Annotated in this window: 23 protein-coding genes; 8 read left to right on the plus strand and 15 right to left on the minus strand. The window is 68.4% G+C overall.

The window, feature by feature from the left end; translation table 11 throughout:
- The first annotated feature begins 294 nt into the window (after nt 1-294).
- Entirely contained in the window at nt 295-1,938 is a 1,644-nt protein-coding gene (locus tag AT700_RS03810) for an acetolactate synthase large subunit (protein WP_003101357.1), read from the plus strand.
- Nucleotides 1,939-1,980: 42 nt separating this feature from the next.
- Here AT700_RS03810 and AT700_RS03815 read toward each other — a convergent pair whose 3' ends face one another.
- The 3 genes from AT700_RS03815 to AT700_RS03825 form a co-directional block, all read right to left on the minus strand.
- Nucleotides 1,981-3,276 (minus strand): OprD family porin, encoded by a 1,296-nt coding sequence (locus AT700_RS03815; protein WP_003101355.1) that lies wholly within the window; start codon nt 3,274-3,276, stop codon nt 1,981-1,983.
- Nucleotides 3,277-3,512: 236 nt separating this feature from the next.
- Complete coding sequence (gene eftM / locus AT700_RS03820) at nt 3,513-4,256, minus strand: class I SAM-dependent methyltransferase EftM (RefSeq protein WP_003101353.1); 744 nt, start codon at nt 4,254-4,256, stop codon at nt 3,513-3,515.
- Between the two features lie 99 nt (nt 4,257-4,355).
- Nucleotides 4,356-4,757, minus strand: a complete 402-nt coding sequence (locus AT700_RS03825; protein ID WP_003101352.1) for a GFA family protein — start codon at nt 4,755-4,757, stop codon at nt 4,356-4,358.
- Between the two features lie 142 nt (nt 4,758-4,899).
- Here AT700_RS03825 and AT700_RS03830 point away from each other — a divergent pair, with 142 nt between their 5' ends.
- A complete protein-coding gene (locus AT700_RS03830; protein WP_003101349.1) occupies nt 4,900-5,181 on the plus strand; it encodes a peptidylprolyl isomerase in 282 nt (93 codons plus the stop codon).
- A 442-nt stretch (nt 5,182-5,623) separates the two neighbouring features.
- Here the strand turns inward: AT700_RS03830 and piv are convergent, their stop codons facing one another.
- Both piv and AT700_RS03840 read right to left on the minus strand, forming a co-directional pair.
- Nucleotides 5,624-7,012 carry a protease IV gene (gene piv, locus AT700_RS03835; RefSeq protein WP_003110541.1) on the minus strand — a complete coding sequence of 463 codons (1,389 nt, stop codon included), beginning with the start codon at nt 7,010-7,012 and terminating at the stop codon, nt 5,624-5,626.
- 532 nt (nt 7,013-7,544) lie between these two features.
- Entirely contained in the window at nt 7,545-8,468 is a 924-nt protein-coding gene (locus AT700_RS03840) for a LysR family transcriptional regulator (RefSeq protein WP_023121909.1), read from the minus strand.
- A 140-nt stretch (nt 8,469-8,608) separates the two neighbouring features.
- On the opposite strand from AT700_RS03840, the gene AT700_RS03845 reads away from it, so the two are divergent.
- Nucleotides 8,609-9,007 carry a RidA family protein gene (locus AT700_RS03845; RefSeq protein WP_003101334.1) on the plus strand — a complete coding sequence of 133 codons (399 nt, stop codon included), beginning with the start codon at nt 8,609-8,611 and terminating at the stop codon, nt 9,005-9,007.
- A 31-nt stretch (nt 9,008-9,038) separates the two neighbouring features.
- On the opposite strand, the gene xth is transcribed toward AT700_RS03845, so the two are convergent.
- The 3 genes from xth to AT700_RS03860 form a co-directional block, all read right to left on the minus strand.
- Nucleotides 9,039-9,839, minus strand: coding sequence for an exodeoxyribonuclease III (gene xth, locus AT700_RS03850; protein WP_003101332.1), 801 nt, complete (start codon nt 9,837-9,839; stop codon nt 9,039-9,041).
- 22 nt (nt 9,840-9,861) lie between these two features.
- Nucleotides 9,862-10,425, minus strand: a complete 564-nt coding sequence (locus AT700_RS03855; protein ID WP_003118177.1) for a type 1 glutamine amidotransferase — start codon at nt 10,423-10,425, stop codon at nt 9,862-9,864.
- Between the two features lie 135 nt (nt 10,426-10,560).
- A complete protein-coding gene (locus AT700_RS03860; RefSeq protein ID WP_073637146.1) occupies nt 10,561-11,493 on the minus strand; it encodes an NAD(P)/FAD-dependent oxidoreductase in 933 nt (310 codons plus the stop codon).
- Nucleotides 11,494-11,573: 80 nt separating this feature from the next.
- Here AT700_RS03860 and AT700_RS03865 point away from each other — a divergent pair, with 80 nt between their 5' ends.
- On the plus strand, nt 11,574-12,002 hold the full coding sequence (locus AT700_RS03865; RefSeq protein ID WP_003115857.1) for an Rrf2 family transcriptional regulator: 429 nt from the start codon (nt 11,574-11,576) through the stop codon (nt 12,000-12,002).
- Nucleotides 12,003-12,066: 64 nt separating this feature from the next.
- Here AT700_RS03865 and AT700_RS03870 read toward each other — a convergent pair whose 3' ends face one another.
- Nucleotides 12,067-14,475: a TonB-dependent siderophore receptor gene (locus AT700_RS03870; protein WP_023465191.1), complete on the minus strand. Its 2,409-nt coding sequence runs from the start codon at nt 14,473-14,475 to the stop codon at nt 12,067-12,069.
- A 342-nt stretch (nt 14,476-14,817) separates the two neighbouring features.
- On the opposite strand from AT700_RS03870, the gene dkgB reads away from it, so the two are divergent.
- Entirely contained in the window at nt 14,818-15,636 is an 819-nt protein-coding gene (gene dkgB / locus AT700_RS03875; RefSeq protein WP_003118179.1) for a 2,5-didehydrogluconate reductase DkgB, read from the plus strand.
- A 49-nt stretch (nt 15,637-15,685) separates the two neighbouring features.
- Here the strand turns inward: dkgB and AT700_RS03880 are convergent, their stop codons facing one another.
- Nucleotides 15,686-16,144, minus strand: coding sequence for a GNAT family N-acetyltransferase (locus tag AT700_RS03880; RefSeq protein ID WP_003159290.1), 459 nt, complete (start codon nt 16,142-16,144; stop codon nt 15,686-15,688).
- 131 nt (nt 16,145-16,275) lie between these two features.
- Here AT700_RS03880 and AT700_RS03885 point away from each other — a divergent pair, with 131 nt between their 5' ends.
- Nucleotides 16,276-17,766 (plus strand): PLP-dependent aminotransferase family protein, encoded by a 1,491-nt coding sequence (locus AT700_RS03885; protein ID WP_003101316.1) that lies wholly within the window; start codon nt 16,276-16,278, stop codon nt 17,764-17,766.
- Between the two features lie 15 nt (nt 17,767-17,781).
- Here the strand turns inward: AT700_RS03885 and AT700_RS03890 are convergent, their stop codons facing one another.
- A complete protein-coding gene (locus AT700_RS03890) occupies nt 17,782-18,108 on the minus strand; it encodes a gamma-glutamylcyclotransferase family protein (protein WP_003093540.1) in 327 nt (108 codons plus the stop codon).
- A 61-nt stretch (nt 18,109-18,169) separates the two neighbouring features.
- On the minus strand, nt 18,170-19,879 hold the full coding sequence (locus AT700_RS03895; protein ID WP_003101313.1) for an amidase: 1,710 nt from the start codon (nt 19,877-19,879) through the stop codon (nt 18,170-18,172).
- 304 nt (nt 19,880-20,183) lie between these two features.
- On the opposite strand from AT700_RS03895, the gene AT700_RS03900 reads away from it, so the two are divergent.
- On the plus strand, nt 20,184-20,900 hold the full coding sequence (locus tag AT700_RS03900; protein WP_003101310.1) for an SDR family oxidoreductase: 717 nt from the start codon (nt 20,184-20,186) through the stop codon (nt 20,898-20,900).
- 9 nt (nt 20,901-20,909) lie between these two features.
- Here AT700_RS03900 and AT700_RS03905 read toward each other — a convergent pair whose 3' ends face one another.
- The 3 genes from AT700_RS03905 to fepB are packed head-to-tail and all read right to left on the minus strand — an operon-like array spanning nt 20,910 to nt 23,896.
- Entirely contained in the window at nt 20,910-21,941 is a 1,032-nt protein-coding gene (locus tag AT700_RS03905) for a FecCD family ABC transporter permease (protein WP_048520772.1), read from the minus strand.
- On the minus strand, nt 21,938-22,960 hold the full coding sequence (locus AT700_RS03910; protein ID WP_003118181.1) for a FecCD family ABC transporter permease: 1,023 nt from the start codon (nt 22,958-22,960) through the stop codon (nt 21,938-21,940). Before AT700_RS03910 ends, AT700_RS03905 begins: the two co-directional genes overlap by 4 nt.
- 30 nt (nt 22,961-22,990) lie before the next feature.
- Nucleotides 22,991-23,896, minus strand: a complete 906-nt coding sequence (fepB, locus tag AT700_RS03915) for a Fe2+-enterobactin ABC transporter substrate-binding protein (RefSeq protein WP_003093531.1) — start codon at nt 23,894-23,896, stop codon at nt 22,991-22,993.
- A 126-nt stretch (nt 23,897-24,022) separates the two neighbouring features.
- Here fepB and AT700_RS03920 point away from each other — a divergent pair, with 126 nt between their 5' ends.
- Nucleotides 24,023-24,820: an ABC transporter ATP-binding protein gene (locus AT700_RS03920; RefSeq protein ID WP_003093530.1), complete on the plus strand. Its 798-nt coding sequence runs from the start codon at nt 24,023-24,025 to the stop codon at nt 24,818-24,820.
- Nucleotides 24,821-24,825 lie beyond the last annotated feature (5 nt).

A 24,825-nucleotide genomic window follows, 5' to 3' on the forward strand; every position in this document is an offset into this window, starting at 1 on the left:
TTCAGGGTTCGGTGAGATGGAGGGGGCGGGGCATTCGGCTTGGCCGGCGCGTAAAGCGGTAGGTGGATTTTCTACCATCCGGGCTCCGCCCTCACCATGAAATCAGCGAATGAATTATTAGCTGTGCTGATGATCGGGTGGTCGGGTTCAGCTGCGCTAATGGCGGGAGCGCCGTTCGCTTGCCGGCGAAGCCGGCGCCAGAGCCTTCCGCCGGCCGGGCGGGGCTGGACAGCGAGGCGCGAGGGGCGCAGTGTTCGAGCGGTCAGAACCGCCACCACCCGAGGTAGAACGCAGATGGCCAAGGCAGCCGATGTGGTTGTGCAATGCCTGGAAAACGAGGGCGTGCAGTACGTCTTCGGAATTCCCGGCGAGGAGAATCTCGACCTGCTGGAGTCCCTGCGCAAGTCGCAGATCCGGCTGGTGCTCACCCGCCACGAACAATCGGCCGGCTTCATGGCCGCCACCTACGGGCGCCTCACCGGCAAGACCGGGGTCAGCCTGTCGACCCTCGGCCCGGGCGCCACCAACCTGGTCACCGCCGGCGCCTACGCCTACCTGGGCGGCATGCCGATGCTGATGATCACCGGGCAGAAGCCGATCAAGAAGTCCAAGCAGGGCCGCTTCCAGATCCTCGACGTGGTCGGCATGATGCAGCCGCTGACCAAGTACACCCACCAACTGGCCTCCGCCGACAACATTCCCTCGCGGGTCCGCGAGGCGTTCCGCCTGGCCGAGGAAGAGAAGCCCGGCGCGGTGCACCTGGAGCTGCCGGAGGACATCGCCGCCGAGCAGACCGACAGCCTGCCCATCCCGCCGAGCCTGAGCCGCCGGCCGCTGGCGGAATACAAGGCGATCTGCGCCGCGGTGGAGAAGCTGCGCGCCGCGCGCAGCCCGATCCTGGTGATCGGCGCCGGGGCCAACCGCAAGATGACCGCCAAGGTCCTCAAGCAACTGATCGACAAGACCGGCATTCCCTTCGTCACCACCCAGATGGGCAAGGGCGTGGTCGACGAGCGTCACCCGCGCTTCCTCGGCAACGCCGCGCTGTCCGCCGGCGACTTCGTGCATCGCGCGGTGGAGGCGGCCGACCTGATCGTCAACGTCGGCCACGACGTGATCGAGAAGCCGCCGTTCTTCATGGTTCGCGGCGGTACCGAGGTGATCCACGTGAACTTCCGTTCCGCCGAGGTGGACCCGGTGTATTTCCCGCAGATCGAAGTGGTGGGCGACATCGCCAACGCCATCTGGCAGATCGGCGAGGCGCTGGACGATACCGCGCACTGGGACTTCACCCGCCTGCTGGCGATCCGCGAGGCCAACGAGGCGCAGGTCGCCGAAGGCGCCGACGACCCGCGCTTCCCGCTCTATCCGCAGCGCCTGGTGGCCGACGTGCGCCGGGCGTTGCCGTCGCAGGGCATCGTCGCCCTGGACAACGGCATGTACAAGATCTGGTTCGCCCGCAACTACAAGGCACACATGCCCAACACCGTGCTGCTGGACAACGCCCTCGCCACCATGGGCGCCGGCCTGCCCTCGGCGATGGCCGCGCACCTGGTCTACCCGGACCGGCCGATCGTCGCGGTGTGCGGCGATGGCGGCTTCATGATGAACAGCCAGGAACTGGAAACCGCGGTGCGGCTGAAGATGAACCTGACGGTGATCATCCTGCGCGACAACGGCTACGGGATGATCCGCTGGAAGCAATCGAACATGGGCTTCGCCGACTTCGGGCTGGACTACGGCAACCCGGACTTCGTGCACTACGCCGAGGCCTACGGCGCCCACGGCCACCGGGTCGACAGTGCCGAGGGCTTCCTGCCGCTGCTGGAGCGCTGCCTGGGCACGCCCGGGGTGCATGTGATCGATTGCCCGGTGGATTACTCGGAGAACGACCGCATCCTCAACGTCGAGCTGCGCGAACGCGCCCTGGCGGTCTGAACCGCCGGAGCGTCGCGCCGGCGTGCGTTCCGGCGCGACGGCTCAGAACAGCGACAGGTTGTAGCTGGCGATCAGGCGCACCTCGTCCACGTCGCGCGCCGAGCGCTCGAAGTCGGTGCGGTAGGTGGCGTTGCGCAGGCGCAGGCTGAGGTCCTTGAAGCGGCCGCTCTGCACGATGTACTTCAGCTCGATGTCGCGCTCCCATTCCTTGCCCTCGTCGCCGTTGGCCAGGCGGATATGGTCGCCGTTGACGTAGCGGGTCATGAAGCTCAGGCCGGGCACGCCGACGCTGCGCAGGTCGAAGTCGTAGCGCAGTTGCCAGGAGCGTTCCTCGGGGTTGGCGAAGTCGTTCACCTGCAGGTAGTTGGCCAGGTACGGATTGCTGCCGTCGAGGTAGGGCATCGAGCTGGCGCCGTTCATCCGCTGCCAGCCGGCGCTGAGCGTGTGGCCGCCCTGGGCGTAGGCGAGCAGCAGGCTGAGGGCGCGGTTGTCGATCTTGCCGGCGCGGGCCGCGCCGGCGTCCTCGCTGTCGAACCAGCGCAGGTCGGCGCTCAGCTTGCCGGCGCCGACCTGCCGCTTGCCCACGGCACCGAGGTAGCGCTGGCGATAGACGTTGCGCAGGCCGCCCTGGGCGTATTGCAGCAGCAGGCCGTCGTTGACCTGGTAGTCGAGTTGGTAGGCGTCGAAGCGGTTGCCGGTGGTGTCGCAGGCGTAGCGTTTGTTCTTGCAGTGCAGGCGGATGTCCTGGGCGTCGCTGGAGTCCCGCGCGGTGTAGCGCTCCAGGCGGGTGGCGGAGAACCTGAGCCCGGCGATCTCCTCGCTGGTCAGCTGGGCGCCGTGGAACAGGGTCGGCAGCAGGCGTCCGTCGTTGTATTTCAGCAACGGCATGTCCGGCAGCATCGCCCCGTACCTGAACTGTGTCTGCGAGAAGCGCATCTTGCCGGCAACGCCGGCCTTGGCGTACTGGTCGACCGAGCGACGCGGATCGTGGCCGCTGGAAGGCAGCAGGCCGCTGTTGCTGTCCGCGGGGCTGGAGTCGAGCTTGATCCCGAGCATCGCCAGGGTATCCACGCCGAAGCCCAGCGCGCCCTCGGTATAGCCCGAGCGCAGGTCGAGGATGAAGCCCTGCGCGGCTTCCTCGCGCTTGGAGGCGCCCTGCGGGTTGGCCGAGCTGCCGTCGCGGAAGTCGCGGTTGAAGTAGACGGTGCGCGCTTCCAGGCGCGCGCTGCCGTCCTCGAGGAAGGCGGCAGGGGCCGGGGCGACGAATCCGCCGCACAGGGCGAGGGCGCCCAGGCCGCGAAGGGTGCGGGGCGAACGGGGGGAAAACGGGGAGGACATGCGGTGACTCTCGACAGCGGGGGTAAAAAAGCGCGCGAAGGTGTCACAGATGGCCGGCGGGGTCTTTGCGACCTTGGTCTAGCCGAGAAGGCGCGCACGGATCGTCGGCCAGGCAGGCCTCTAGCGGGTCGGACGCAGCGTGCCGAAAGCGACGAAGAATCCTCCGCAGCCCCCTGTGAAACGCTGCCCCGCCCGTGCCAGCCTGATCGTCACGTTTGCGCCAGGATATCCGGAGGCTAGCGCTTCACGCAGACGAACAGGGCATTCCCGGAGCTGCCGGCCCAGGGCGTGATCCGTTCGTAGTCGTGTTCGAAGACCTGCACCTCGAAATGCGTCTGCAACAGGTGCTGCAGCTCGGCGAAGCCGAGGGCGACCATGGGGTGTTCGTCCTCCCAGGTCTGGGTCGTTCCGTCCGTGGTTTTCTCGATACCGAGGCGCAGCGCCTGGCGCTCGCCCTCGCCGCTGTAGTACCAGCCGGAACCGAAGGTGAAGCGGCTGCCTCGATGCTCCACGGAATGGCGGACGAACGCGCGATTGTCGATCTGCCCCTTGTCCACCGTGTTGAAACAGAACACGCCGCCATCCGCCAGTGCGCCATGCACGCTGGCCAGGCATGCGCGCAAGCGCTCCAGCCCTGCGTTGTAGTGGATCGAATAGAGGAAACAGGTGATCAGGTCCAGCGGCTCGTCCACCTGGAAGCCGGCCATGTCCTGCCGGCTGAAGTGCGCTTCGGGACAGCGCTGTCGGGCGAGGTCGAGCATCGGCTGGTTGATGTCCAGGCCGGCGCTGCGATAGCCGAAATCGAGGAAGTGCCGCACGTGAGGGCCGGTACCGCAGGCCAGGTCCAGGTGCCGCCGGCCCTGGTTGCCGAACAACTGGTGCAGGCGACGCACGCAGTGGCTCTGCGCCTGGTAGTCGATGTCGGCGCACATCAGGTCGTAATAGTGGGACAGGTCGGTGTACAGCGCGGTGGCGGACATGGGCGGCAAGGACCGGCGGCGAAGGGCGCGGCATGGTACCCCAGGCCCGGGCCTTGCCGGCGAAAAAACAGGCACCGGCCGGCGGATCGCGGGCGGACTTCAGTCGAAACGCGGCCAGTCGTCGGCGATCCTGCACCAGCAGGCCATCGATGCGACCTGGACATGCTTCTGTTTCGCCGCCGGGAAGGGCGTGTCCAGGCTGCCGAGGGCGACCGATACCCAGTCGGCGAACTCGCCTTCGCTCCTCGACCAGAACAGCGGCGAGCCGCAGCGCGAGCAGAAGCGCCGGAGCACGGCGGGTGAGGAGCGGAACGCGGCGAGCAGGTCGGCGCCGCGGTCGATGTGCAGGTCCGCGACGGGGACGCTGCCATAGCTGGCGAATGCCGCGCCATGGGCCTTGCGACACTGGCCGCAGTGGCAGTGAGAGAGTGCGCGCGGGGGCGAGGACAGTCGGTAGTGCAGCGCGCCGCACAGGCAACTGCCGTGGAAGGTCTGGCTCATCGGAGGGCGTTCCCGGATTCGCAAAGGCGGCGAGTCAAGCAGCCCTCGCCACGCTTGTCGAGCGCCTCCTCCGGTCGCGGGCTGTCGGTGCGGGCGTCGATGTCTGCTAGGCTCTGCCGTTTCACCCTAGGAGTATTTCCCCATGGCCCGAGCCACTGCCCGCCACATCCTGGTTTCCAGCGAAGCCAAGTGCAACGAACTGAAGACCGCCATCGAAGGCGGTGCCGACTTCGCCGAAGTCGCCCGCGAGCATTCCTCCTGCCCCTCCGGCCGCGACGGCGGCAACCTGGGCTCGTTCGGCCCCGGCCAGATGGTCCGCGAGTTCGACCAGGTGGTCTTCAGTGCGCCGCTGAACGTGGTCCAGGGGCCGGTGAAGACCCAGTTCGGCTACCACCTGCTGGAAGTCACCAGCCGCCAGGACTGAACGTACGGCGGCGCATAACGCCCCTCTTCCACGCGCCGATCCAGGCGTGGGGCGAATAACCGCTGCGCGGGATAGACGGCGGATAACGCCGTTGGCGTTATGCGCCCTACCTGTCCCGGACGACGAAAGAAGCCGCACTTCCAGGTGCCAATCCGGGCGTGGGGCGAATAACCATTGCGCGGGATAAACGGCGGATAACGCCGTTGGCGTTATGCGCCCTACCTGTCCCGGACGACGAAAGAAGCCGCACTTCCAGGCGCCAATCCGGGCGTAGGGCGGATAACCGCTGCGCGGGATAAACGGCGGATAACGCCGTTGGCGTTATGCGCCCTACCTGTCCCGGACGACGAAAGAAGCCGCACTTCCAGGCGCCAATCCGGGCGTAGGGCGAATAACCGCTGCGCGGTTATCCGCCGGTGCGCGATCGATAGCCTGGCTGGCCTCAGGGCGCGAAGTAGCGGGAGATCTGCGAATAGACGCCGCTGAAATCGGAGAAGTAGTCATTGCGCTGTGAGGTGGGCGCGCCGCAGTACGAGGGGCCGCCGTACAGGCCACCGCGCAGCTGGTAGGAGCCGTCGCCGGCGACGGTCAGCAGGCCCGAGCCGGACGAGCCGCCTTCGACCACCGCCGACGGCCAGTCGACGCGGGTCAGGGCGGTATGCCCGTCGTAGGTGACGCCCACTGCCGAGACGTTGCCCTGCGAGTACTTCTTGGCGTCGCCGCGCGGATGGTGGATGTCATGGCCGAGCGAGCCGTTGGCGATCGGCGTGGCGCTCCAGCCCTGGTAGAACACGCCGGCCGGCGGAGTGCGCTTGAGTTCCAGCAGCAGGGTGTCGCGCTTCGCGTCGCGGTGCAGGATATTCGCCCCGCCGGTCAGCACGGTGACGCTCTGGTTGATGGTCGAGGCGTCGCCGTAGCACTGGGTGGTGTTGTAGAACCAGATGGTCTGCAGCGTCGCGGCGGTGGCCTGGTCCTCGATGCAGTGCGCGGCCGACCAGAACAACTGGCGCTTGGGCGAGTTGCCGTTGTTCAGCAGGGTGCCGGTGCAGATGTAGCTGCCGCCGTCCGCCGAGCTGGTGAAGACCATCTTCGCCACCGCTGCGGTGGCGTTGTCGTAGGCCCGTGTGCCGCTCTGGGTCGCGCAGACCGCATCCACCTCGCAGCTGCCGCTGGCGCCGAAGCCGTCGCGGTAGCCGGCCTTGTACAGGGAGTCGGCGAAATACGATACCTGGGGTACCGACAGGCGCAGGTCGCCCGGTTGCAGGTTGGCCGGCAGCACCAGTTCGACGGTCAGGGTATCGCCCTCGATGACCGGGCTCCAGTAGGGACGGTTGAGCGAGAGGTCCTTGCCGCTGGCCTCGAAGATTTCCTTGCCGGCGCCGGCGAAGTGCAGCAGCACGTCGTCGGGCAGCGAGCCGCTGCGGGTTTCCAGGCGAATCGCGGCGCGCAGGCTGGCGGCCCCCGCGGCGCTGATCGGGAAGCGCGCGGTGTGGCGCCCGTCCGGGGTGTCGATCCATTCGAGGGTTGCCAGGTCGATTTCCGGAGTCGCCGTCTTCAGGCCCACGCCTACTTGCAGCGGCGTACCCGGTTTCGGCGCCAGCGGCGCGGCGCGGGCCACGCGGCGGGCGGGGGGCGCGGCGAAGTGAATGCCGGCCGCCGAGGTCGCCGCGTTGGGGTTGGCGAAGCGGGCGTGGCCGGTGCTCGCCGGAGAAGCCTGGAGCACGGCGACGTCGCCAGCCATTTCGCTCGCACCGGGCGCGGCCGAGGCCTGGCTCGCGCCCGCAGCCAGCGCGAGAACCAGGCATGCATTCAGGTACGTTCTCTTATGCATGAATCGACTCCTTCAGTTTGGGGAGGGCAACTTCCTTAATCGTTCGCGTGGCGAAAGATATGCAGGGGTGACGGAGTCGTTCAAATATTTTTTATATTCGTTTCTGCTAGCTATTAAATATGAAGAAGCGTTTATGGATAGCAGAATAGATAGCTATTCCCCTCACTTGTCATTGATGTTGGAGTGCTCTCTCTACCAACTAAAGTTTGGTCTGGAGTGCCGCTATAGAGCCTTCGGCTTGCTTCATAGAGGTGCTGGGTGTAGTGCGCGAGTGCTTTGCTGGTGCATCTGTCGATGTGATCGGGTTAACGAAATCCGGATTTTCAAGTTATCCGGTTTGACCAGTCCTGAATATAAGGCTGGGTGAATCTTTTATTCATCGCTCGGAAAACGTTCCGATGTCGGCTTGGTTGAATTCCAGGATATCCGGCTTATGGTCGTATCAGTCATCTTTATAATCGCGGGGCATATATAGAGCCCTGGCCGCTTACCATTACTCCAGGGTTTTCCAGGATACGCCTCCGTCTTTGTTTCAGAGCGGCGGATGCAACGGCGGCGCATGCCGCGCGATCAGTTCGGCGACCCACTCGATGAACACCCGCAGCTTGCCGCTGACGTGGCGGTTCGGCGGGAACGCCAGGTACAGCGGCATCGGCTCCAGGCTCCAGTCCTCGAACAGCGGCAGCAGCTCGCCGCGGGCGAGGGGCTCGCGCGCCATGTAGTGCGGCAGCCAGAGGATGCCCAGGCCGGCCAGCCCGGCCGCCAGGTAGGCGTTGCCGTCGTCCACCGCCAGCACATGACGGCCCGCCACCCGCAGGCATTCCTCGCCCCTGCGCATGGCGTAGGGCAGGGCCTTGCCGGTGCGCGCCCAGAGGAAGCCGACGATACGCTGGTGGCTGTCCTCCAGTTCGCGCGGGTGGCTCGGCACGCCGGCGCGCTGCAAGTAGGCCGGTGCCGCGTAGACCCCCAGTTGCAGGTCGCCGACCCGCCGCGCCATCAGCGACTGGTCGCGCAGTTCGCCGCCGCGGATGACGCAATCGACGTTCTCGTCGATCAGGTCGACGAGCCGATCGCTCACGCCCAGGTCGATCTGGATCTCCGGATAGCGCGCATGGAACTCGGGCAACGCCGGGATCAGCAGCAGCCGCGCCAGCGGGCTCGGTACGTCGATCCGGAGACGCCCGCGGGGCGCCAGGGCGGCGCTGGAGAGGCTGGTCTCGGCATCGTCCAGTTCCGCCAGCAGACGTACCACCCGCTCGTAGTAGGCGGCGCCGTCGGCGGTCAGGTTGAGCTTGCGCGTGGTGCGGTTGAGCAGGCGTACCCGCAGCCGCGCTTCCAGTTGCTGGACCAACTGGGTGACGCTGGTGCGGCTCATGTGCAGCGTCTCCGCCGCCTTGGTGAAGCTGCCGGTCTCCACCACACGGGCAAAGGCCTGCATCGCATCGAAACGGTCCATCGGGACTCCGGGTCGTCGGGGATTGTTTGGATTCTACAAACAGTCATGGCCAGGGTTGCGCGTTTATCCACGGCGCGCACGACCTTACCGTTCTTCCATCGACGATGACGGGGCCGGGAGCCCCAGGATGGAGGTATCGCATGACTGTACGCGACGTGGTTTTCCCCGCCGGCCGCCAGGCCCTCTACGAGCGCAACCGCTATTCCCCGGCGGTCCGCAGCGACGGCCTGCTGTTCGTCTCCGGCCAGGTCGGCAGCCGCGACGACGGCTCTCCCGAACCCGAGCTGGAGACCCAGGTCCGCCGCGCCTTCGACAATCTGAATGCGGTGCTCGCCGCGGCCGGTTGCGGGTTCGACGATGTGCTCGACGTCACCGTGTTCATGGTCGACGCCGAGGCCAACTTCGAGCGCATCTGGAAGATCGTCCCGGAGTACTGGGGCGAGGCGCCGTACCCCACGCTGACGGCGGTGGGGGTGAACTGGCTGTATGGCTTCAGCTTCGAGATCAAGGTGGTGGCGAGGTTGCCGGAGGGGCGGTGAGAGCCGATGCGCAGTGCCGGGGCCAGCTCGGCTAGCGCCGGGGCTCTGAGGGACGCCGCAGGCTTACCCAGGCCGGCGCGTGGTCGCTGGCGTGCTCCTCGCCGCGCACCCAGCGATCCACCCCGGCGTCTTCCAGGTGGTCCGCCAGGCTGGCGCTGAGCAGCAGGTGGTCGATGCGCAGCCCGGCGTCGCGTTGCCAGTGCTGGCGGAAGTAGTCCCAGAAGGTATAGAGGCGCCGGTCGGGGAAACGCTGGCGTAGCGCGTCCACCCAGCCCTGCCGCAGGAGGCGCTCGAAGCACTCGCGGGACTCCGGCTGGAGCAGGGCGTCCTTTTTCCAGGAGCGGGTGTCGTAGATATCGAAGTCGCTGGGCACCACGTTGAAGTCGCCGGCCAGCACCACCGGATGGCCGCTCTCCATCAGCTCGGCGGCGTGTCGGATGAGGTGCTCGAACCAGGCCAGCTTGTAGTCGAACTTCGGTCCCGGCTGGGGATTGCCATTGGGCAGGTACAGGCTGGCCACCAGCAGGCCGTCGACGGCCGCTTCGAGGTAGCGGCTGTGGGGATCGCTGGCGTTGCCCGGCAGGCCGCGGCGTACCTCCAGCGGCTGGCTGTCGCGGGCGAGGATGGCGACGCCGTTCCACGCCGACTGGCCCTGCCAGATCGCGCCGTATCCGGCCTTCTCCAGCGCCGCGGCGGGGAAGCGCGCGTCGGGCGTCTTCAGTTCCTGCAGGCAGACGATGTCCGGCGCTTCCCGCTCCAGCCAGGCCAGCAGCGCGGCCAGCCGGGTCTGGATGCCGTTGACGTTGAAGGTGGCGATCTTCAGGGTGTCCACCGGTCGCCTCCGCGAATGACGATCAGGCGGCCGCCTGCAGGGCTTCGCCGATGGCTTCGTTGAACGCCTGCAAGTCACCCGGGTTGCGCGAGGTGATCAGGGTCCAGCCGTTCGCCGGGCAGACTTTCACCCGCGTGTCGACCCAGTCCGCGCCGGCGTTGGTCAGGTCGATACGCACGCTGGAATAGGAGGTCAGGGTCTTGCCGCGGGCGACACCGGCGTCGATCAGCAGCCAGGGGCCGTGGCAGATGGCGGCGACCGTCTTGCCTGCGTCGCTGAATTCCCTGACCAGGCGCCGGGCCTCGCTGTCCTGGCGTAGGGTGTCGGCATTCACCGTGCCGCCGGGGACCAGCAGCAAGTCGTAGTCCTCGGCGCGCAGGCCTTGCAGCCTGGCGTCGGAATTGACGATCAGGTCCTTCTCGCTGTCGTGCACCCAGGTCTGCGCTTCGCCGCCCTCGATGGTCGCGTGGGTGACCGTGGCGCCCTGTTGCTTCAGGGTCTTCAGCGGTTCGAGCAGCTCGTCGCGCTCGATGCCGGTGTTGGCGGTGATGACCAGGACGTTCTTGCCTTGCAGCTTCGCGCTCATGGTTTTCTCCTCTGCTGGGGCGCCCGTGGCGGGCGCCGTGGCGTGACATGCAGGAGAGTGGAAAGCTGGAGCGCCGGGGAGTTCGAAAGATTTGCCGGGCGGTGGGCCGGATCCTTGGCCTGTCAGCCTCCGGCGTCAGCGGAACAGCAGCGAATGATGCGCCGCGCCACCGGTGCGCGCGCCGTCGCCCACCGCGATGGCGACGTTGCCGGCCGGCAGCGCCGCGTCGCCGCAGGCGAAGACGCCGGGAACGCTGGTTTCGCGCATGCCGTCGGTCCTGATGAACGGCCCGCTCGGGCCGTCCTCGAACTCGCAGCCGAGCAACGCCGCCAGCGGGCTGGCCATGCGCGTACGCGGCTGGGTGAACAACCCCGCGAGCGTAATCGTGCGGCCACTGGCCAGGGTCACGTCGGCGCGCGCGCCGCCCAGCGCGACCACGGCTTCGCGCTCGATCGTCACGCCGCGCCGGTCCAGCCTGGACATTTGCTCGGCATCCGGTTCGAAGACGCCGTTGAGGAAAAAGGTGGTCGCTCCCCAGTCGGGCAACATCAGGGCGTGGTGGATGGCCAGCGGCGAGGCCGCCAGTACGCCAATCGGCCCGCCGTCCAGTTCGTAGCCGTGGCAATACGGGCAATGGAACACGTGCCGTCCCCAGCGCTCGGCAAGACCGGGGATCTCCGGCAGCTCGTCGGCGACCCCGCTGGCGAGGATCAGCCGGCGCGCGGTGAAACGTTCTCCGTTGGCGGCCTTCACCACGAAACCGTCCGCCTCCTTCTTCGCCGCGACGGCGGCTTCGGACAGCCACTCGACGCTGGGATAGGCCAGCAACTGCGCGCGGGCGTCATCGGCGATGGCCGCCGGATCGCGGCCGTCCTGGCCGAGAAAGCCGTGGGAGGCCCGGGCGAAGCGGTTGCGTCGCAGTCCCGTATCCATCACCAGCACCCTGCGCCGCGCCCGCGCCAGTTGCATGCCCGCGGAGATGCCGGCGTAGCTGCCACCCACGATGATCACGTCGAAAGTCATGGCGTATCTCCCATTCGGATAGTCACGAAACAACGTAAGTTTCATGAGATGCGCTTGTCAACGCTCTCGTAACTTTTTCTGTAGCGAGACATACTCATGGTCTTTCCGTCACGAGCCCGCCGTTCATGAGAAACGACACCCGCCTCTCGCGCATGCTCCATGTGCTGATCCATATGGCCCGCCACGAAGGGCCGGCGACGTCCGAAGCCATCGGGCAGATGCTCGGCACCAACCCGGTGGTGGTGCGACGGACCATGGCGCTGCTGAAGAACGAAGGCTACGTGAGTTCGGAGAAGGGCCATCGCGGCGGTTGGCGGCTGGCCAAGCCGTTGGCGGACATCACCTTGCTGGATATCCACCAGGCGCTGGGAGCGTCCTCGATCTTCGCCATCGGCCTGTCTACCGATCATCCGGAATGCCTGGTCGAGCAGGCGGTCAACGAAGCGCTCGGCGAGGCGTTCGAGGCGGCGCAGGCGTTGCTCCTGGAGCGCCTGGGGAGCGTCACGCTGGAGCAGTTGGCGAGCGAGTTCGAGCGCCGCTATCGGCCCTGCTGAGGCGCCTCGAAGGGCCGTTCGGACACCGCCGCCGCGCCTGCGGAGGCACGCCGGCGGTCCGGGATCAGAGCGAGTACTTCACCGTGAACATCAGGTTGCGCGGCTCGCCGTAGTTGAGGTTGCCGAAGTCGATGCCGCTGTAATAGTACTTGTCGAACAGGTTGTTGAAGTTCAGCCGCGTGTCGATCCGTTCGTTGACCTTGTAGCCGAGCATGGTGTTGACCACGGTGTAGCCGCCCTGCTGGAAACCGGTGCTGCTGTCCTCGGTCTTGCTCTGGGTGGCCAGGTCGCCGCCGACGCGCCATTTGTGCAGTTCGCCGGGTAGCGTATAGCTGGTGGCGAGCTTGAACAGGTGGCGTGGCTTGGCCGCGTCGAATGGCTTGCCCTCGTTGGCCTTGTTGCTGTCGTGCTTGTACTTGGCGTCGACGTAGGTATAGCCGGCCATCATCTGCCAGTCGTCGCTCAGCGCACCGCTCAGCTCCAGGTCGACGCCCTGGCTGCGGACCTTGCCCGAAGCGCGCGAGCAATAGCGCGAGGTGGGGCTGAAGGGGCATGGCGAGGGGCCGCCGACGTCCTCGGTGGCGCGGTTTTCCTGGTCGATCTGGAACAGCGCGATCTGCGAATTGAGCGCGCCGCCGAAGTGTTCGCCCTTCAGGCCGATCTCGTAGTTCTTGCCGGTGATCGGGTCGAGCAGGCCGCCGCCGGCGTCGAAGTTGCTCTGCGGCTTGAAGATGTCGGTATAGCTGGCGTAGACCGAGTAGGTCTGGTTCAGGTCGTAGATCACCCCGGCATAGCGGGTGACGTTGCGGGTGACCTTGTAGCTGTCGGTATCGGCGTCGGCCTTGTACCAGTCCAGGCGCCCGCCGAGGATCACTTTCAGCGGGTCGGCGAGGTTCAACCGGGTGGTGAGGTAGGCGCCTTTCTGTTCCTGGTCGAGCTTCATGCCCCACAGGCTGGTGTTCAGCCTCGGCTTGAGAGTCGAGCTCGGGTCCCACTGGGTCGGGTCCATCGGCCCGGTGGGGGTGCCGTCCTTGTTGAACAGGCTGCCCCAGCCGCCGTGGCCGTCGAAGCGTTCCTGGCGATAGCTGGCGCCGACCACCAGCTCGTGCTCGCGGCCGAGCAACTGGAAGGGACCGTTGGCATAGGCGTCATAGCTGTCGTGGTCGTCGGTGTAGCTGTAGTCGCCGGGGTTCTGGGTCATGCTGGCGCAGCCGGTGGTCGAGTAGTAGCAGTCGTTGTACAGCCCGAGCATGTTGATTCGCGCCCACAGCTTGTCGGCGGCCAGCTTCATCTGCCAACCGTTGGCGAAGCGGTGGGTCAGGTCGCTGAACAGGTGGGTGGTGTCGGTATCCCAGTAGGACCAGTCGGCGCCGTAATAGGACGAGCGCTTGAGGTCCAGGTGGCGGCCGCCCAGCGGGCTGGGCAGGCCTACCCAGTTGTCGTTGCGGTTGTCGTTCTGGTTCGAGGCGCCGATGGCGAAGGTGGTGTCCGGGCTCAGGTCGGCTTCGGCGATCCCGTAGAACACGCCGCGTTCGCTGCTGACGTGGTCCTGGAAGCTGTTGCCTTTCTGGTAGGCGACCACCGCGCGGCCGCGCAGGGTTCCTTCGCTGTTCAGCGGGCCGGAAACGTCGGCCTCGCTGCGATAGCGGTCCCAGGTGCCGACGCTGCCTTGCAGGGAGGCGCGGAAGTCCTGGGTCGGACGCTTGCGCACCATGTTGATCGCCGCCGCCGGGTTGCCTGCGCCCTGCATCAGTCCGGTGGCGCCGCGCACCACTTCGACGCGGTCGAACATGGCCAGGTCGGCGGCGGAAATGACGTCCTGGGTATAGGTGGAAATGCTCGTCGGCAGGCCGTCGTACATGATGTTGTCGACGTCGAAGCCGCGCGCCGCGTACTTCACCCGGGCCGGCCCGTACTGTTGCACGGTGAGGCCGGTGACGCCCTTCACCGCGTCGTTGAGGTCGCGCATGCCCTGGTCGTCCATGCGCTGGCGGGTGACCACGCTGACCGACTGAGGGGTCTCGCGGATCGACATCGCCAGCTTGGTCGAGGTGCGCATCGCCCGCGTGGTGTAGGAGCCGCTGTCTTCGGTGATGGCGGCGGTGGCCGGGTCCTGGGTGGCGACCACGCTGAGCGCGCCGAGGTCGACGCTGTCGCCGGGGGCGATGCCGGCACCTGTCGCCGCGGCCTCGACCCAGGCGTCGCCGCCCCGTACCTCCCCGCTCAGTCCGGAACCTGCGAGCAGACGCTGCAGTGCCTCGCTTGGCTCCAGCGTGCCGCGTAGGGCCGGTGCGCGCCGGTCGGCCACGGCCGCGCGGTCGAAACGGATGCGCAGGCCGCTGGCGCCCTGCAATTGCTCGAGGGATGCGGCCAGGGGCTGGGCGGGAAGGTCAAGGGCGATGGGAGCGGCCTGGGCGGCCAGGGAAAGCGAGGAGAGACCGAGCAATAACGCACTGGAAACGACGTGTTTCATCTGCAGTGTCCTGGATGGCGGCGCAGGCAGGCCGTTGGCGCGACCGGCTGCGTTTCTTGTTTATGTGGGAAACCGGCGTAGGAATTCGCGGCGGGGCAAGTGTATGTAAATGTAAAAATGGAGTAAATGATAGAGATTATCGTTATCAGCAGTATTCGCAGGAATCCGATGAACTGCGTCCTGCCAGCGGCTGACGGGGATTTCCGCTGGATACCTCCCGTGAAGGCCGTCTGGATTCGTGACTCCAGCGCAAATGAATTTGCTCGATTCGGGTCTTAATCGAAGAGATGTAAGCCGCCACACTGCGCTTCATTCGAGCCATCCCGCCCACGGAGCGCAGCCATGTCGTCCACCATCCACCCCCTCCCGTCCTTCGGTCTCGGCACCTTCCGCCTTACCGGCCAGGTCGTCGTCGACTCGGTGCGCAGCGCCCTCGAACTGGGCTATCGCGCCATCGATACCGCGCAGATCTACGGCAACGAGGCGGATATCGGCCGCGCGATCGCCGAGAGCGGCGTACCGCGTTCCGAGCTGTTCCTCACCACCAAGGTCTGGGTCGACAACTACGCCCGCGAAAAGCTGCTCGCCAGCCTGCGCGAGAGTCTGGAGAAACTGCGCACCGACCGGTTGGACCTGGTCCTGATCCATTGGCCGGCACCCGGCAACGGCGTCGAGCTGGCGGAGTACATGGCGGCGCTGGCGGAAGCCAAGTCCCTGGGCCTGACCCGGCGGATCGGCGTCTCCAACTTCAACATCGAACTGACCCGCCAGGCCATCGCCGCGGTCGGTGCGGGCGAGATATCCACCAACCAGATCGAACTCAGCCCTTACTTGCAGAACCGCGCGCTGACCGCCTACCTCGAGGAGCAGGGCATCGCGGTCACCTCGTACATGACCCTGGCCTACGGCAAGGTGCTGAAGGACCCGACGCTGGCCGGGATAGCCGCCAGGCACCGGGCCACGGTCGCCCAGGTGGCGCTGGCCTGGGCGATGCAACTGGGCTACGCGGTGATTCCGTCCTCGACCCGCCGCGAGAACCTCGCCAGCAACCTGCTGGCGCGCGACCTGCGCCTGGACGCCGAGGACATGGCGCGCATCGCCGGCCTCGAGCGTAACGGCCGCGAGGTCAGTCCGCAGGGCCTGGCGCCGGCCTGGGACTGAGAACCGCGTCGAGGGTCCGCCGCGCCGAGGCTCCGGTCGCGCGGCCGGTTCAGAGCTCGATGCGGTATTCGATCACCCCCGGCTTGTCCGCCACCCAGTCGTACAGGCGCTGCGCCCTGTGGTTGCTTTCCTGGGTATGCCAGTAGAGCCGCGCGCAGCGACGTTCCTCGGCCTGCCGGCGGACGTACTCGATCAACTGCTTGCCGATCTGCTGGCCGCGCACGTCGGGCGAGACATAGAGGTCTTCCAGGTAGCAGACGTCCTGTGCCGCCCAGGTCGAGCGGTGGTAGAGGAAGTTGACGATGCCATGCAGGCGGCTACCGTCGGTGGCCACGGCGCAGTGCATCGGTTCGCCCTCGTCGAAGAAGCGCCGCCAGGTGGCCTCGGTGGCCTGTGCCGAGAGTTCGACTTCATAGAACGCCTGGTAGGCCTTCCAGTATTCGAGCCACTGCTCGAAGTCCTCGTGTGCCACGGGGCGTACCGATACCAGTGTGTGCAGGGATTGCATCCAGTGCTTCCTTCTTTGGCTTGATGGGGCGATCCGGCGGAGGCCGGGACCGAGGGTCTTGACCCGGCTGTTTTTATAGCCGCCTAATGGCTTGCCATACCCCACCAATTAGATAATCGAGGGCAGACCATTTGTTCAGGCAGTCACTGCTCGAGTCGGTCAAGGCGCGCCTCCTCCATCCACAGCTCCAGGCCCTGCCGCTGCATGCGCGAATCCAGCGTGCGATCCGCCAACTGATCCTCGACGGTGCGCTGGCGCCGGGCAATCCGTTGCCGGCCTCGCGGGCGCTGGCGCAGTCGTTGGGGGTATCCCGCGACACCGTCGAAGCGGCCTATTCGCACCTGCATGCCGAGGGCTTCATCGAGCGTCGGGTCGGCAGCGGCAGCGTGGTCGCCGCGGCTACCCGGCTGTCCCCCGGCCGGCGCGGCGCGGGCGCTCCACGACGGGGCGGCGGCGCGCCGCGACTGAGCCGGCGTGGCGAGGCGATGCAGGCTGGCGGCGGGGTTCGCGAGCAGCTCGTCCCGCGCCCCTTCGCTCCCGGCGTGCCGGAGACCCGCACCTTTCCCCTGGCGACCTGGGAGCGCCTGCAGCGCCAGGTCCTCAAGGAATACGGCGCGCGCGCCCTGACCCATGGCGACCCGCAGGGTGCCGAACCGCTGCGCCAGGCGATCGCCGACTACGTCAACCTGGAGCGTGGCGCACGGGCCACGGCCGACCGGGTACTGGTGCTGACCAGTTCGCAACAGGCGCTGGGTCTTTGCGCCAGCGTGCTGCTCGACGCCGGCGAGCGGATATTCGTCGAGGACCCGGCCTACTACGGCGCGCGCAAGGCCTTCGAGGCCGCAGGCCTGGAGTGCCTGCCGGTCCCGGTCGACGAACAGGGCCTGCGGCCCGAGCCGATCCTCGCCCAGCCGCAGGCGGCGCGGGCGCTGTGCCTGACCCCGTCGCACCATTACCCGACCGGCGTGACCCTGTCGCTGGAGCGCCGCCTGGCGCTGATCGAATGGGCGCAGCGGCAGCAGGCATGGATCATCGAGGACGACTACGACAGCGAGTTCCACTACGCCGGCCGGCCCACCGCCTGCGTGCAAGGCCTGGACGCCCACGAGCGGACGCTCTACATCGGCACGTTCACCAAGTCGCTGTTTCCCGGCCTGCGCATCGGCTACATGGTCCTGCCGCCGGCGCTGGTGGCGCCGATGACCGTCGCCCGCTCCCTGCAGGACGGGCACAACGCCTCGCTGGCGCAACTGACCCTGGCGCGCTTCATCGCCGGCGGCCATTTCGGCGCCTATGTGCGCGGCATGCGCAATCTCTACGGCGAGCGCCTGGGATTCCTCGCGGAGCGGGTGGGCAAGCGTCTGGGCGGCCTGGTCGAGCCGCGCGTGCCGGCCGGCGGGCTACAGATGCCCGGGCTGCTTTGCGCGGGAATCGACGAAACGCGCGCCATCGCGGCGGCATACCGCGCCGGTGTCGAGCTGGTCGGGCTCAGCGCCCTGCATCTCGCCGCGCCACCGCGAGCGGGTTTCCTGATGGGCTTCGCCGCCTACACCACGGACGAGCTGGAGGCGGCGGTCGGGGTCCTCGCGAAGACCCTGCGCGGTTTGCGTGCGAATCCCTAGGCCGCCGGCAAGCGCTCAGTCGCGCAGGGCGTAGACGTAGGCATCGACCTGGGCGCCGTCGGCCAGCGTTACCCGGGTCGCCACGCGCCGGTATTCGGTGCCTTCGAATTCATCCAGCGCGGGCCAGTGCTCGGCGAGGCGGTCGGAGACGAACACATGGCCGTGGATTTCCTCGCCGTCGGCGTCGATCGCCAGGCCCGGAAAGCCCATCCCGGCACCCCAGCCCTTTTCCAGCAGGCGACCGCGGAGGCTGGCCGCCTGCCATTGCCCGCCGATCTTCTGCATCAGGTGTTCGTTGGGACGGCCGGGGCCGAGGCTGCCGTAGACGAAGAGTCGCTGCATCGATAACTCCCTTGAACGGAAGAGCGTGGGCGCAAGACGCGAAGCCTTCCGCCCGCGCCTTTCACTTGCTTGCCAGCGGTGGAGTACGCGGCGGCACGATACGCCGCGAGCCGGTCGACTCGAAGGCCGCGGCGAAGCGCAGCAGCGCCGAGTCGTCGTAGGCGCGGCCGGCGAAGGTCAGGCCCACCGGCATGCCGATGTCGGCCATCACCCCCATCGGTACGGTGACCGTCGGCACGCCGAGGTGGCGGATGGCGAGGTTGCCGTTGGCGACCCAGACACCGTTGCTCCAGGCGATGTCGGCCGAGGCCGGGTTGACGTCGGCGTCCGCCGGGCCGACGTCGGCGACGGTGGGGAAGAGCACGGCGTCCAGGCGCAGGCGTCGCATCCACTCCTCGAGGTCGATCCGCCGGGTTTCCTCGAGGCCGCGCAGGCCATCGGGGAGGGTCGCGATCCGGTCCCAGGGCTTGATGCCGCGCTCGGCCATCCGCACGTATTCGTCCATGCCGGCGGCCAGGTCGCCCTCGCGGTTGGGCAGGGTGCCGGGGTCGTGGGGGAAGATCTGCGGGCCGTCGACATCCGCCAGGCGGTTCAGCTTCGGATCGCCATTGGCGCGCAGGAAGTCGTCGAAGCCCCAGGCCGAGAGTTCCCACAGCTCGTCGTGGAGGAATTCCTTCGACACCAGGCCGCGGTTGAACACGGTGGGCGCGCCGGGTCGGTCGCCTTCGCAGTTCGACACCAGCGGGAAGTCCACCTCGATCACTTCGGCGCCGGCGGCTTCCAGGGCCTTGCGCGCCTGTTCCCAGAGGGCGATGACCGAGGGCCGGGTATGGATGCGCTGGCCGGTCGGGCCGCCGATCCCGGGGGACTCGCTGGTGCCCGCATCGGGGTCGGCGTTGATGAACATGCGCGGCACGCCGAAGCGCTTGCCGGCCAGGGCCTCGGCGCCTGCGGCCAGGGCCGGGTAGCTCGCCGGGCGTACCTCGGAGGCCTTGGGGATCGGCACCCAGGGCTGCATGCGCCAGAGGTCGCCGCGGGTATCGGGATCGTCGGCGACCACTACGTCGAGGATTTCCAGCAGGTCGGCCATGCTCCGCGCATAGGGCACCACCACGTCCATGGTCGGCGTCAGCGGCCAGTTGCCGCGCACCGAGATCACCCCGCGCGAAGGGGTGTAGGCGCACAGGCCGTTGTTCGACGCCGGGCCGCGCCCGCTCGACCAGGTTTCCTCGGCCAGGCCGAAGGCGGCGAAGCTGGCCGCGGTGGCGGTGCCGGCGCCATTGGAGGACCCCGAGGCGAAGGGCGCGGTGAGGTAGGCGGCATTGTACGGGCTCTCCGCGCGGCCGTAGACGCCGCGCTGCATGCCGCCGTTGGCCATGGGCGGCATGTTGGTCTTGCCCAGGCAGATCGCCCCGGCGGCGCGCAGGCGCTCGACGGTGAAGGCATCGCGCTGGGCCACCAGGTCCTTGAACGCCGGGCTGCCGGAAGCCGCGGTGAGGCCCTTGACCAGGTAGCTGTCCTTGGCGGTGTAGGGAATGCCGTCCAGCGGACCGAGGGGCTCGCCACGCGCCCGTCGGGCGTCGGAGGCCTGCGCTTCGGCCAGCGCATCGGGATTGCGCACCACCACCGCGTTCAGCGCGGTGGGCGTGCCGGGTGCATCGTAGGCGTCGATCCGCGCCAGGTAGGCCTGGACCAGTTCGACCGCCGTGGTACGACCGGACTCGAGCGCGTCACGCAGCTCGGCGATGGAAACCTCGGTGACCTCGATCATGCTGTCACCGCCTGGCGAATGGAGACGGGGAGACCGTTAGCGACGCTCATCATCGTTCCTCTTGTTCTCTGCTTGCTGCGACGGGGGCCGCGAGGCGGCCGGGTCGATACAGGGGATGCAGTGTACATCCTGGCCGGCGCTCGCGGCTTCCCTGGCGGGGCGCGGCAACGGCCTCGCAGGTCCTGGCCAGTGTCTGGGGTTGCCGCCGAAGCGCGGCGTCGGAGAACGTCCGCGGGCTGTCGCCGGCCGCCGGCGAGGCGTAAGGTGCGGCGTCGGGGGGACCATTTCACACAGGGGAATCGTCATGACGAATCATCGTACCGCGCTGGTCACCGGCGCCACCCGTGGCATCGGCCTGGCCCTGGCCAGGCGCTTGGCGGCCTCCGGCTGGAGTGTAGTGGGCATCGCCCGCCATGCCAGCGACGACTTTCCTGGGCGTCTGCTGTGCTGCGACCTGGCCGATCCTGCGCAAACCGCCGAGACGCTGCGCGGATTGCTCTCGGAAAGCGCCGTGGATGCCTTGGTCAACAACGCCGGGATCGCCTTGCCGCAAAGCCTGGAGAACCTCGACCTGGCCGCTCTGCAACAGGTCTTCGACCTCAACGTGCGGGTCGCCGTGCAGCTTGCCCAGGCCTGCCTGCCGGGGCTCAAGCGTTCGCCGGCGGGCCGCATCGTCAACCTGTGCAGCCGGGCGATCCACGGCGCCCGCGAACGCACCGCCTACGCCGCGGCGAAGAGCGCGCTGGTCGGGGTGACTCGCACCTGGGCGCTGGAGCTGGCGCCGCTGGGCATCACGGTCAACGCGGTGGCGCCCGGGCCGATCGAGACCGAGCTGTTCCGCCAGACCCGCCCGGTCGGCGGCGAGGAGGAACGGCGGATTCTCTCGACCATCCCCATGCAGCGGCTCGGGCGGCCGGACGAAGTGGCCGCGCTGATCGAGTTCCTGCTCAGCGAGGGCGCTTCGTTCGTCACCGGCCAGGTGATCGGTGTCGACGGCGGCGGCAGCCTGGGCGGTCGTTGAGGCCGGGGCTCAGATCCGGCGGCTGCGCAGCAGTAGCCAGAGCAGGTAGAAACCGCCGAGCAGGCCGGTCATCAGGCCGATCGGCAGGTTGGCGACGTATGCCAGGCGCTGGCCGAGCAGGTCGGCGGCCAGCAGCAGGACCGCGCCCATCAATGCGCCGGACAGCAACGGCACCCCGGCCGAGCGGGTCAGGCGCCGGGCCAGTTGCGGGCCGGCCAGGGCGATGAAGGCGATGGGGCCGGCCGCGGCGGTGGCGATGGCGGTCATGCCGACGGCGACCAGGACCATCTGCAAGCGCACGCGCTCCACCGCCACGCCGAGCTGGGCGGCGCTGGCATCGCCCAGCTCCAGCACTTCCAGGCGACGACCGTGGTACAGCGCCAGCGGCACGCTGGCGAGCAGGCCCAGCGCTGCCGGGACGACGTGCGACCAGGTCCGGGTGTTCAGCGAGCCGGCCAGCCAGAGCTGGGCGTACATCGCCTGGTCGAGGTTGCCGGTGACCAGCAGCAGGCTGTTCAGGCCCGACAGGCTGGCGCCGACACCGATGCCCACCAGCACCAGGCGGTAGCCGCCGGCGGTGGCGCCCCGGCGCGCCAGCAGCACCACCGCCAGCGCCGTGCAGAGGCCGGCGGCCAGCGCCGCCAGCGAGGTGGCCAGCGGGCCGGCATCGAACAGGATGATCTGCACGATGGCGCCGCTGGCGGCGCCGGTGGTGAAACCGATGACGTCGGGCGAGCCCAGCGGATTGCGCGAGATCGACTGGAAGATCGCCCCGGCCATGCCCAGCGCGGCGCCGACCAGGCAGGCGGTGAGCACCCGTGGCAGGCGTACGCGCTGGACGATGCGCTGGGCGGTGGGGTCCTGGCCCTGGCCGAGCAGGCTGGCGAACACCTCTGCCGGGCCCAGCGCCAGGCTGCCGGTCCCCAGCAGCGCCGCCGCCAGCGCCAGCCCGACCCCCGCGAGGACCACGCAGGCCAGCGCCGCCCGTGGCCGCCAACGCAGCGACAGGGAGCCCAGGCGCAGGGCGTGGAGACCGTTCACAGGCGGCTCAGGCGGAAGCGCCTGACCAGGACGATGAAGGCCGGTCCGCCGAGCAGCAAAGCGACGATTCCGGCGGCGATCTCCGCCGGCGCCGCCAGCAGCCGCCCGAGGATGTCGGCGCCGAGCAGCAGGCCGGCGGCGATCAGCGCCGAGAAAGGCAGGATCCAGCGCTGGTCCGGTCCGGCCAGCAGTCGCGCGAGGTGCGGGGCGACCAGGCCGACGAAGGCGATCGGCCCGGCCAGGGCGGTCGCCGCGCCGGCCAGCAGCATCACCGCCAGGCAGGCGAGCAGCCAGGTCAGGCGCAGGTCGACGCCGAGCGCCCGGCCGATCTCCTGGCCCAGGGCCAGGGCATTGAGCCTGGCGGCGAGGGCGAAGGCGGCGGCCAGCCCGGCGCCGATGGCCAGGCCCGGCCATCCGAGCAGGGCGAAGCCGCTGCCGGAAAGCGAGCCGGCGGCCCAGTGGCGGAAGCGGTCGAAGACTTCCGGCGGGGCGTTCAGCACGATGATCCCGGTCAGCGAGGCGAGCATCACTGACAAGCCGGCACCCGCCAGCACCAGGCGCACCGGGTTGGTGCCGGTCTCGCGGGCCTGGCCGAGAAGGAATACGGCGATGCCGGCCAGGCCGGCGCCGAGGAAGGCGCAACCGAGGTACTGGCCCATGCTCGCCAGGTCGAACAGCGCGACCCCGACGATCACCGCCAGCGCCGCGCCGGCGTTGATCCCCAGCAGGCCGGGTTCGGCCAGCGGATTGCGCGTCAGCGCCTGCATCAGCGCGCCGGCCACTCCCAGCGCCGCGCCGGCCAGCAGCGCCACCAGGGTGCGTGGCAGGCGCAGTTCGCGTACCACCAGGTGGCGATCATCGTGCGGATCGACGGCTTGCAGGGCGTCCAGGGTGACCGCCAGGGGCACCGGCCGCGAGCCCAGCGCCAGGCTGGCCAGGGCCGCCAGCGCGAGCAGCAGCGCGCCGGCGAGCAGGCCCCAGGCGCGCAGGCGCCGGCGGCGCATCGGGGACGCCTGCATGAGCGGACTTCCGGCGAACGGGCGCATGGCTCAGCGGAAATGGCGGGCGACGTTGTCGATCATCTGCCGTCCCGAGTAGTAGTCGATGCGGAAGGAACTGGGGCCCAGGGCGTACACGCGCTTTTCGCGGACCGCCGACAGGTTGGCCAGCACCGGGTCGGCGAGGAACGCCTGCACGTCGTCGTCGCTGGCGCCGAGCAGGAACACGCTGTCGCCGGCGATGGCGGCGGGCAGGTTTTCCCGCGAGATGAACTGGAAGTCCGAGGCGCGCGTCACCTTGCCCGCCAGCGCCTCCGGCAGTTCCGCCACCTGGAAGCCGAGGGCCTCGAGCAGGCGTGCCTGGGGGCTGGCCTGGCGGCCGATGGAATAGCTGCCGGCGATGTTGTAGCCGACCACGCTGACCGGGCCCTGCGGCGGCGCGATGGCCGCGGCGACTTCGGCGGTGTAGGCGTCGAAGCGCTGGATGGCGGCCTGCGCCTGGCGTTCCAGGCCGGTGTGCCGGCCCAGCTCGGTAGCCAGTTCCTGCCAGCTGTGTTTCGAGTAGTCGACCACCAGCGTCGGTACGCCCTGCGCCTCCAGCTCCGCACGGTATGGCGCGGCGCTGTCGGCGCCGGTGGCGGAGGCGACCAGCAGGTCCGGATCCTGGGCGATCACCGCTTCGATGTCGAAGCGCAGGTTGCGGTAGAGCACCTCGACGCCACGTTGGTCGGCGACCTTCGCCCATTGCGAGAAGAAGCCCTTGGCGTCGGTCAGGCGACTGGGCGTGGTGGCGGCGCTGGCCACCAGCGGTGCGTCCATCGCCAGCAGGATGCCGGTGACGCTCGGGGTGGTGGAGACGATCCGCGCCGGCTTCGGCTCCCCGGCCGCGGCGAGGGTGGCGAACAGGCTCAGGGCGAGGGCGAGTAACGGCAGGGCGGAGCGGCGGCGGGTCGGCATGAAGGCTGTTTTCGCTGTAGGGGAAGCCGGGCGGACGGATTCATATGATAATGCTTCTCATGCAGTCTATTCCATAATGTAGAATCGATTCCACATATTCGAGCCATTCTTATCCAGGAACCTCCCATGACCCATCGCCTGCACGCGGACGCCGTGACCTTGCGCCGCGACGCGCGGACCGTTTCGCGGAATCTCTCGCTGGCCATCCCCGAGGGTTCGTTCAGTGTGATCGTCGGGCCCAACGCCTGCGGCAAGTCGACCCTGCTGGCGGCATTGTCGCGCCTGTTGGCGCCGGCCGAGGGCCGGGTGGTGCTGGACGGCAGGGATATCCACAGCCTGCCGGGACGGGAAGTGGCGCGGCGTCTCGGCCTGCTGCCGCAGAGCGCGCTGGCGCCGGATGGCATCACGGTGGCCGAGCTGGTGGCGCGCGGGCGCTATCCGCACCAGTCGTTCCTGCGCCAGTGGTCGCCGGCGGATGAGCGCGCGGTAGCGGCGGCGTTACGCGCCACGCGGGTAGACGGCCTGGCCGAGCGACCGCTCGATGCGCTCTCCGGCGGCCAGCGGCAACGCGTGTGGATCGCCATGGTGCTGGCGCAGGAAACCCCGTTGCTGCTGCTCGACGAGCCAACCACCTACCTGGATATCGTCCACCAGATCGAATTGCTCGAACTGCTCGCCGAGCTGAATCGCCAGGGGCGCACCATCGTCGCCGTGCTGCACGACCTCAACCAGGCCTGCCGCTATGCCTCGCACCTGATCGCCATGCGTGACGGCGCGATCCTCGCCGAGGGCGCGCCGGCGCATATCTTCACCGAGCGTCTGGTGGAGGAGGTGTTCGGCTTGCGCTCGTTGATCATCGCCGACCCGGTCAGCGGCACGCCGCTGCTGGTGCCGCGCGGGATCGCCGCCGACGCGCCGGGCTGAGGTGG

Origin of the sequence: Pseudomonas aeruginosa (assembly GCF_001457615.1) — a bacterium.
Lineage (GTDB): Bacteria > Pseudomonadota > Gammaproteobacteria > Pseudomonadales > Pseudomonadaceae > Pseudomonas > Pseudomonas aeruginosa.

What these genes read in the sequence shown, in the direction of transcription:
- AT700_RS03810 (WP_003101357.1), top strand. Translation starts at nt 295, where the DNA reads ATGGCCAAGGCAGCCGATGTGGTTGTGCAATGCCTGGAAAACGAGGGC.
- AT700_RS03815 (WP_003101355.1), bottom strand. Translation starts at nt 3,276, where the DNA reads ATGTCCTCCCCGTTTTCCCCCCGTTCGCCCCGCACCCTTCGCGGCCTG.
- eftM (WP_003101353.1), bottom strand. Translation starts at nt 4,256, where the DNA reads ATGTCCGCCACCGCGCTGTACACCGACCTGTCCCACTATTACGACCTG.
- AT700_RS03825 (WP_003101352.1), bottom strand. Translation starts at nt 4,757, where the DNA reads ATGAGCCAGACCTTCCACGGCAGTTGCCTGTGCGGCGCGCTGCACTAC.
- AT700_RS03830 (WP_003101349.1), top strand. Translation starts at nt 4,900, where the DNA reads ATGGCCCGAGCCACTGCCCGCCACATCCTGGTTTCCAGCGAAGCCAAG.
- piv (WP_003110541.1), bottom strand. Translation starts at nt 7,012, where the DNA reads ATGCATAAGAGAACGTACCTGAATGCATGCCTGGTTCTCGCGCTGGCT.
- AT700_RS03840 (WP_023121909.1), bottom strand. Translation starts at nt 8,468, where the DNA reads ATGGACCGTTTCGATGCGATGCAGGCCTTTGCCCGTGTGGTGGAGACC.
- AT700_RS03845 (WP_003101334.1), top strand. Translation starts at nt 8,609, where the DNA reads ATGACTGTACGCGACGTGGTTTTCCCCGCCGGCCGCCAGGCCCTCTAC.
- AT700_RS03855 (WP_003118177.1), bottom strand. Translation starts at nt 10,425, where the DNA reads ATGAGCGCGAAGCTGCAAGGCAAGAACGTCCTGGTCATCACCGCCAAC.
- AT700_RS03860 (WP_073637146.1), bottom strand. Translation starts at nt 11,493, where the DNA reads ATGAAACTTACGTTGTTTCGTGACTATCCGAATGGGAGATACGCCATG.
- AT700_RS03865 (WP_003115857.1), top strand. Translation starts at nt 11,574, where the DNA reads ATGAGAAACGACACCCGCCTCTCGCGCATGCTCCATGTGCTGATCCAT.
- AT700_RS03870 (WP_023465191.1), bottom strand. Translation starts at nt 14,475, where the DNA reads ATGAAACACGTCGTTTCCAGTGCGTTATTGCTCGGTCTCTCCTCGCTT.
- dkgB (WP_003118179.1), top strand. Translation starts at nt 14,818, where the DNA reads ATGTCGTCCACCATCCACCCCCTCCCGTCCTTCGGTCTCGGCACCTTC.
- AT700_RS03880 (WP_003159290.1), bottom strand. Translation starts at nt 16,144, where the DNA reads ATGCAATCCCTGCACACACTGGTATCGGTACGCCCCGTGGCACACGAG.
- AT700_RS03890 (WP_003093540.1), bottom strand. Translation starts at nt 18,108, where the DNA reads ATGCAGCGACTCTTCGTCTACGGCAGCCTCGGCCCCGGCCGTCCCAAC.
- AT700_RS03895 (WP_003101313.1), bottom strand. Translation starts at nt 19,879, where the DNA reads ATGATCGAGGTCACCGAGGTTTCCATCGCCGAGCTGCGTGACGCGCTC.
- AT700_RS03900 (WP_003101310.1), top strand. Translation starts at nt 20,184, where the DNA reads ATGACGAATCATCGTACCGCGCTGGTCACCGGCGCCACCCGTGGCATC.
- AT700_RS03910 (WP_003118181.1), bottom strand. Translation starts at nt 22,960, where the DNA reads ATGCAGGCGTCCCCGATGCGCCGCCGGCGCCTGCGCGCCTGGGGCCTG.
- fepB (WP_003093531.1), bottom strand. Translation starts at nt 23,896, where the DNA reads ATGCCGACCCGCCGCCGCTCCGCCCTGCCGTTACTCGCCCTCGCCCTG.
- AT700_RS03920 (WP_003093530.1), top strand. Translation starts at nt 24,023, where the DNA reads ATGACCCATCGCCTGCACGCGGACGCCGTGACCTTGCGCCGCGACGCG.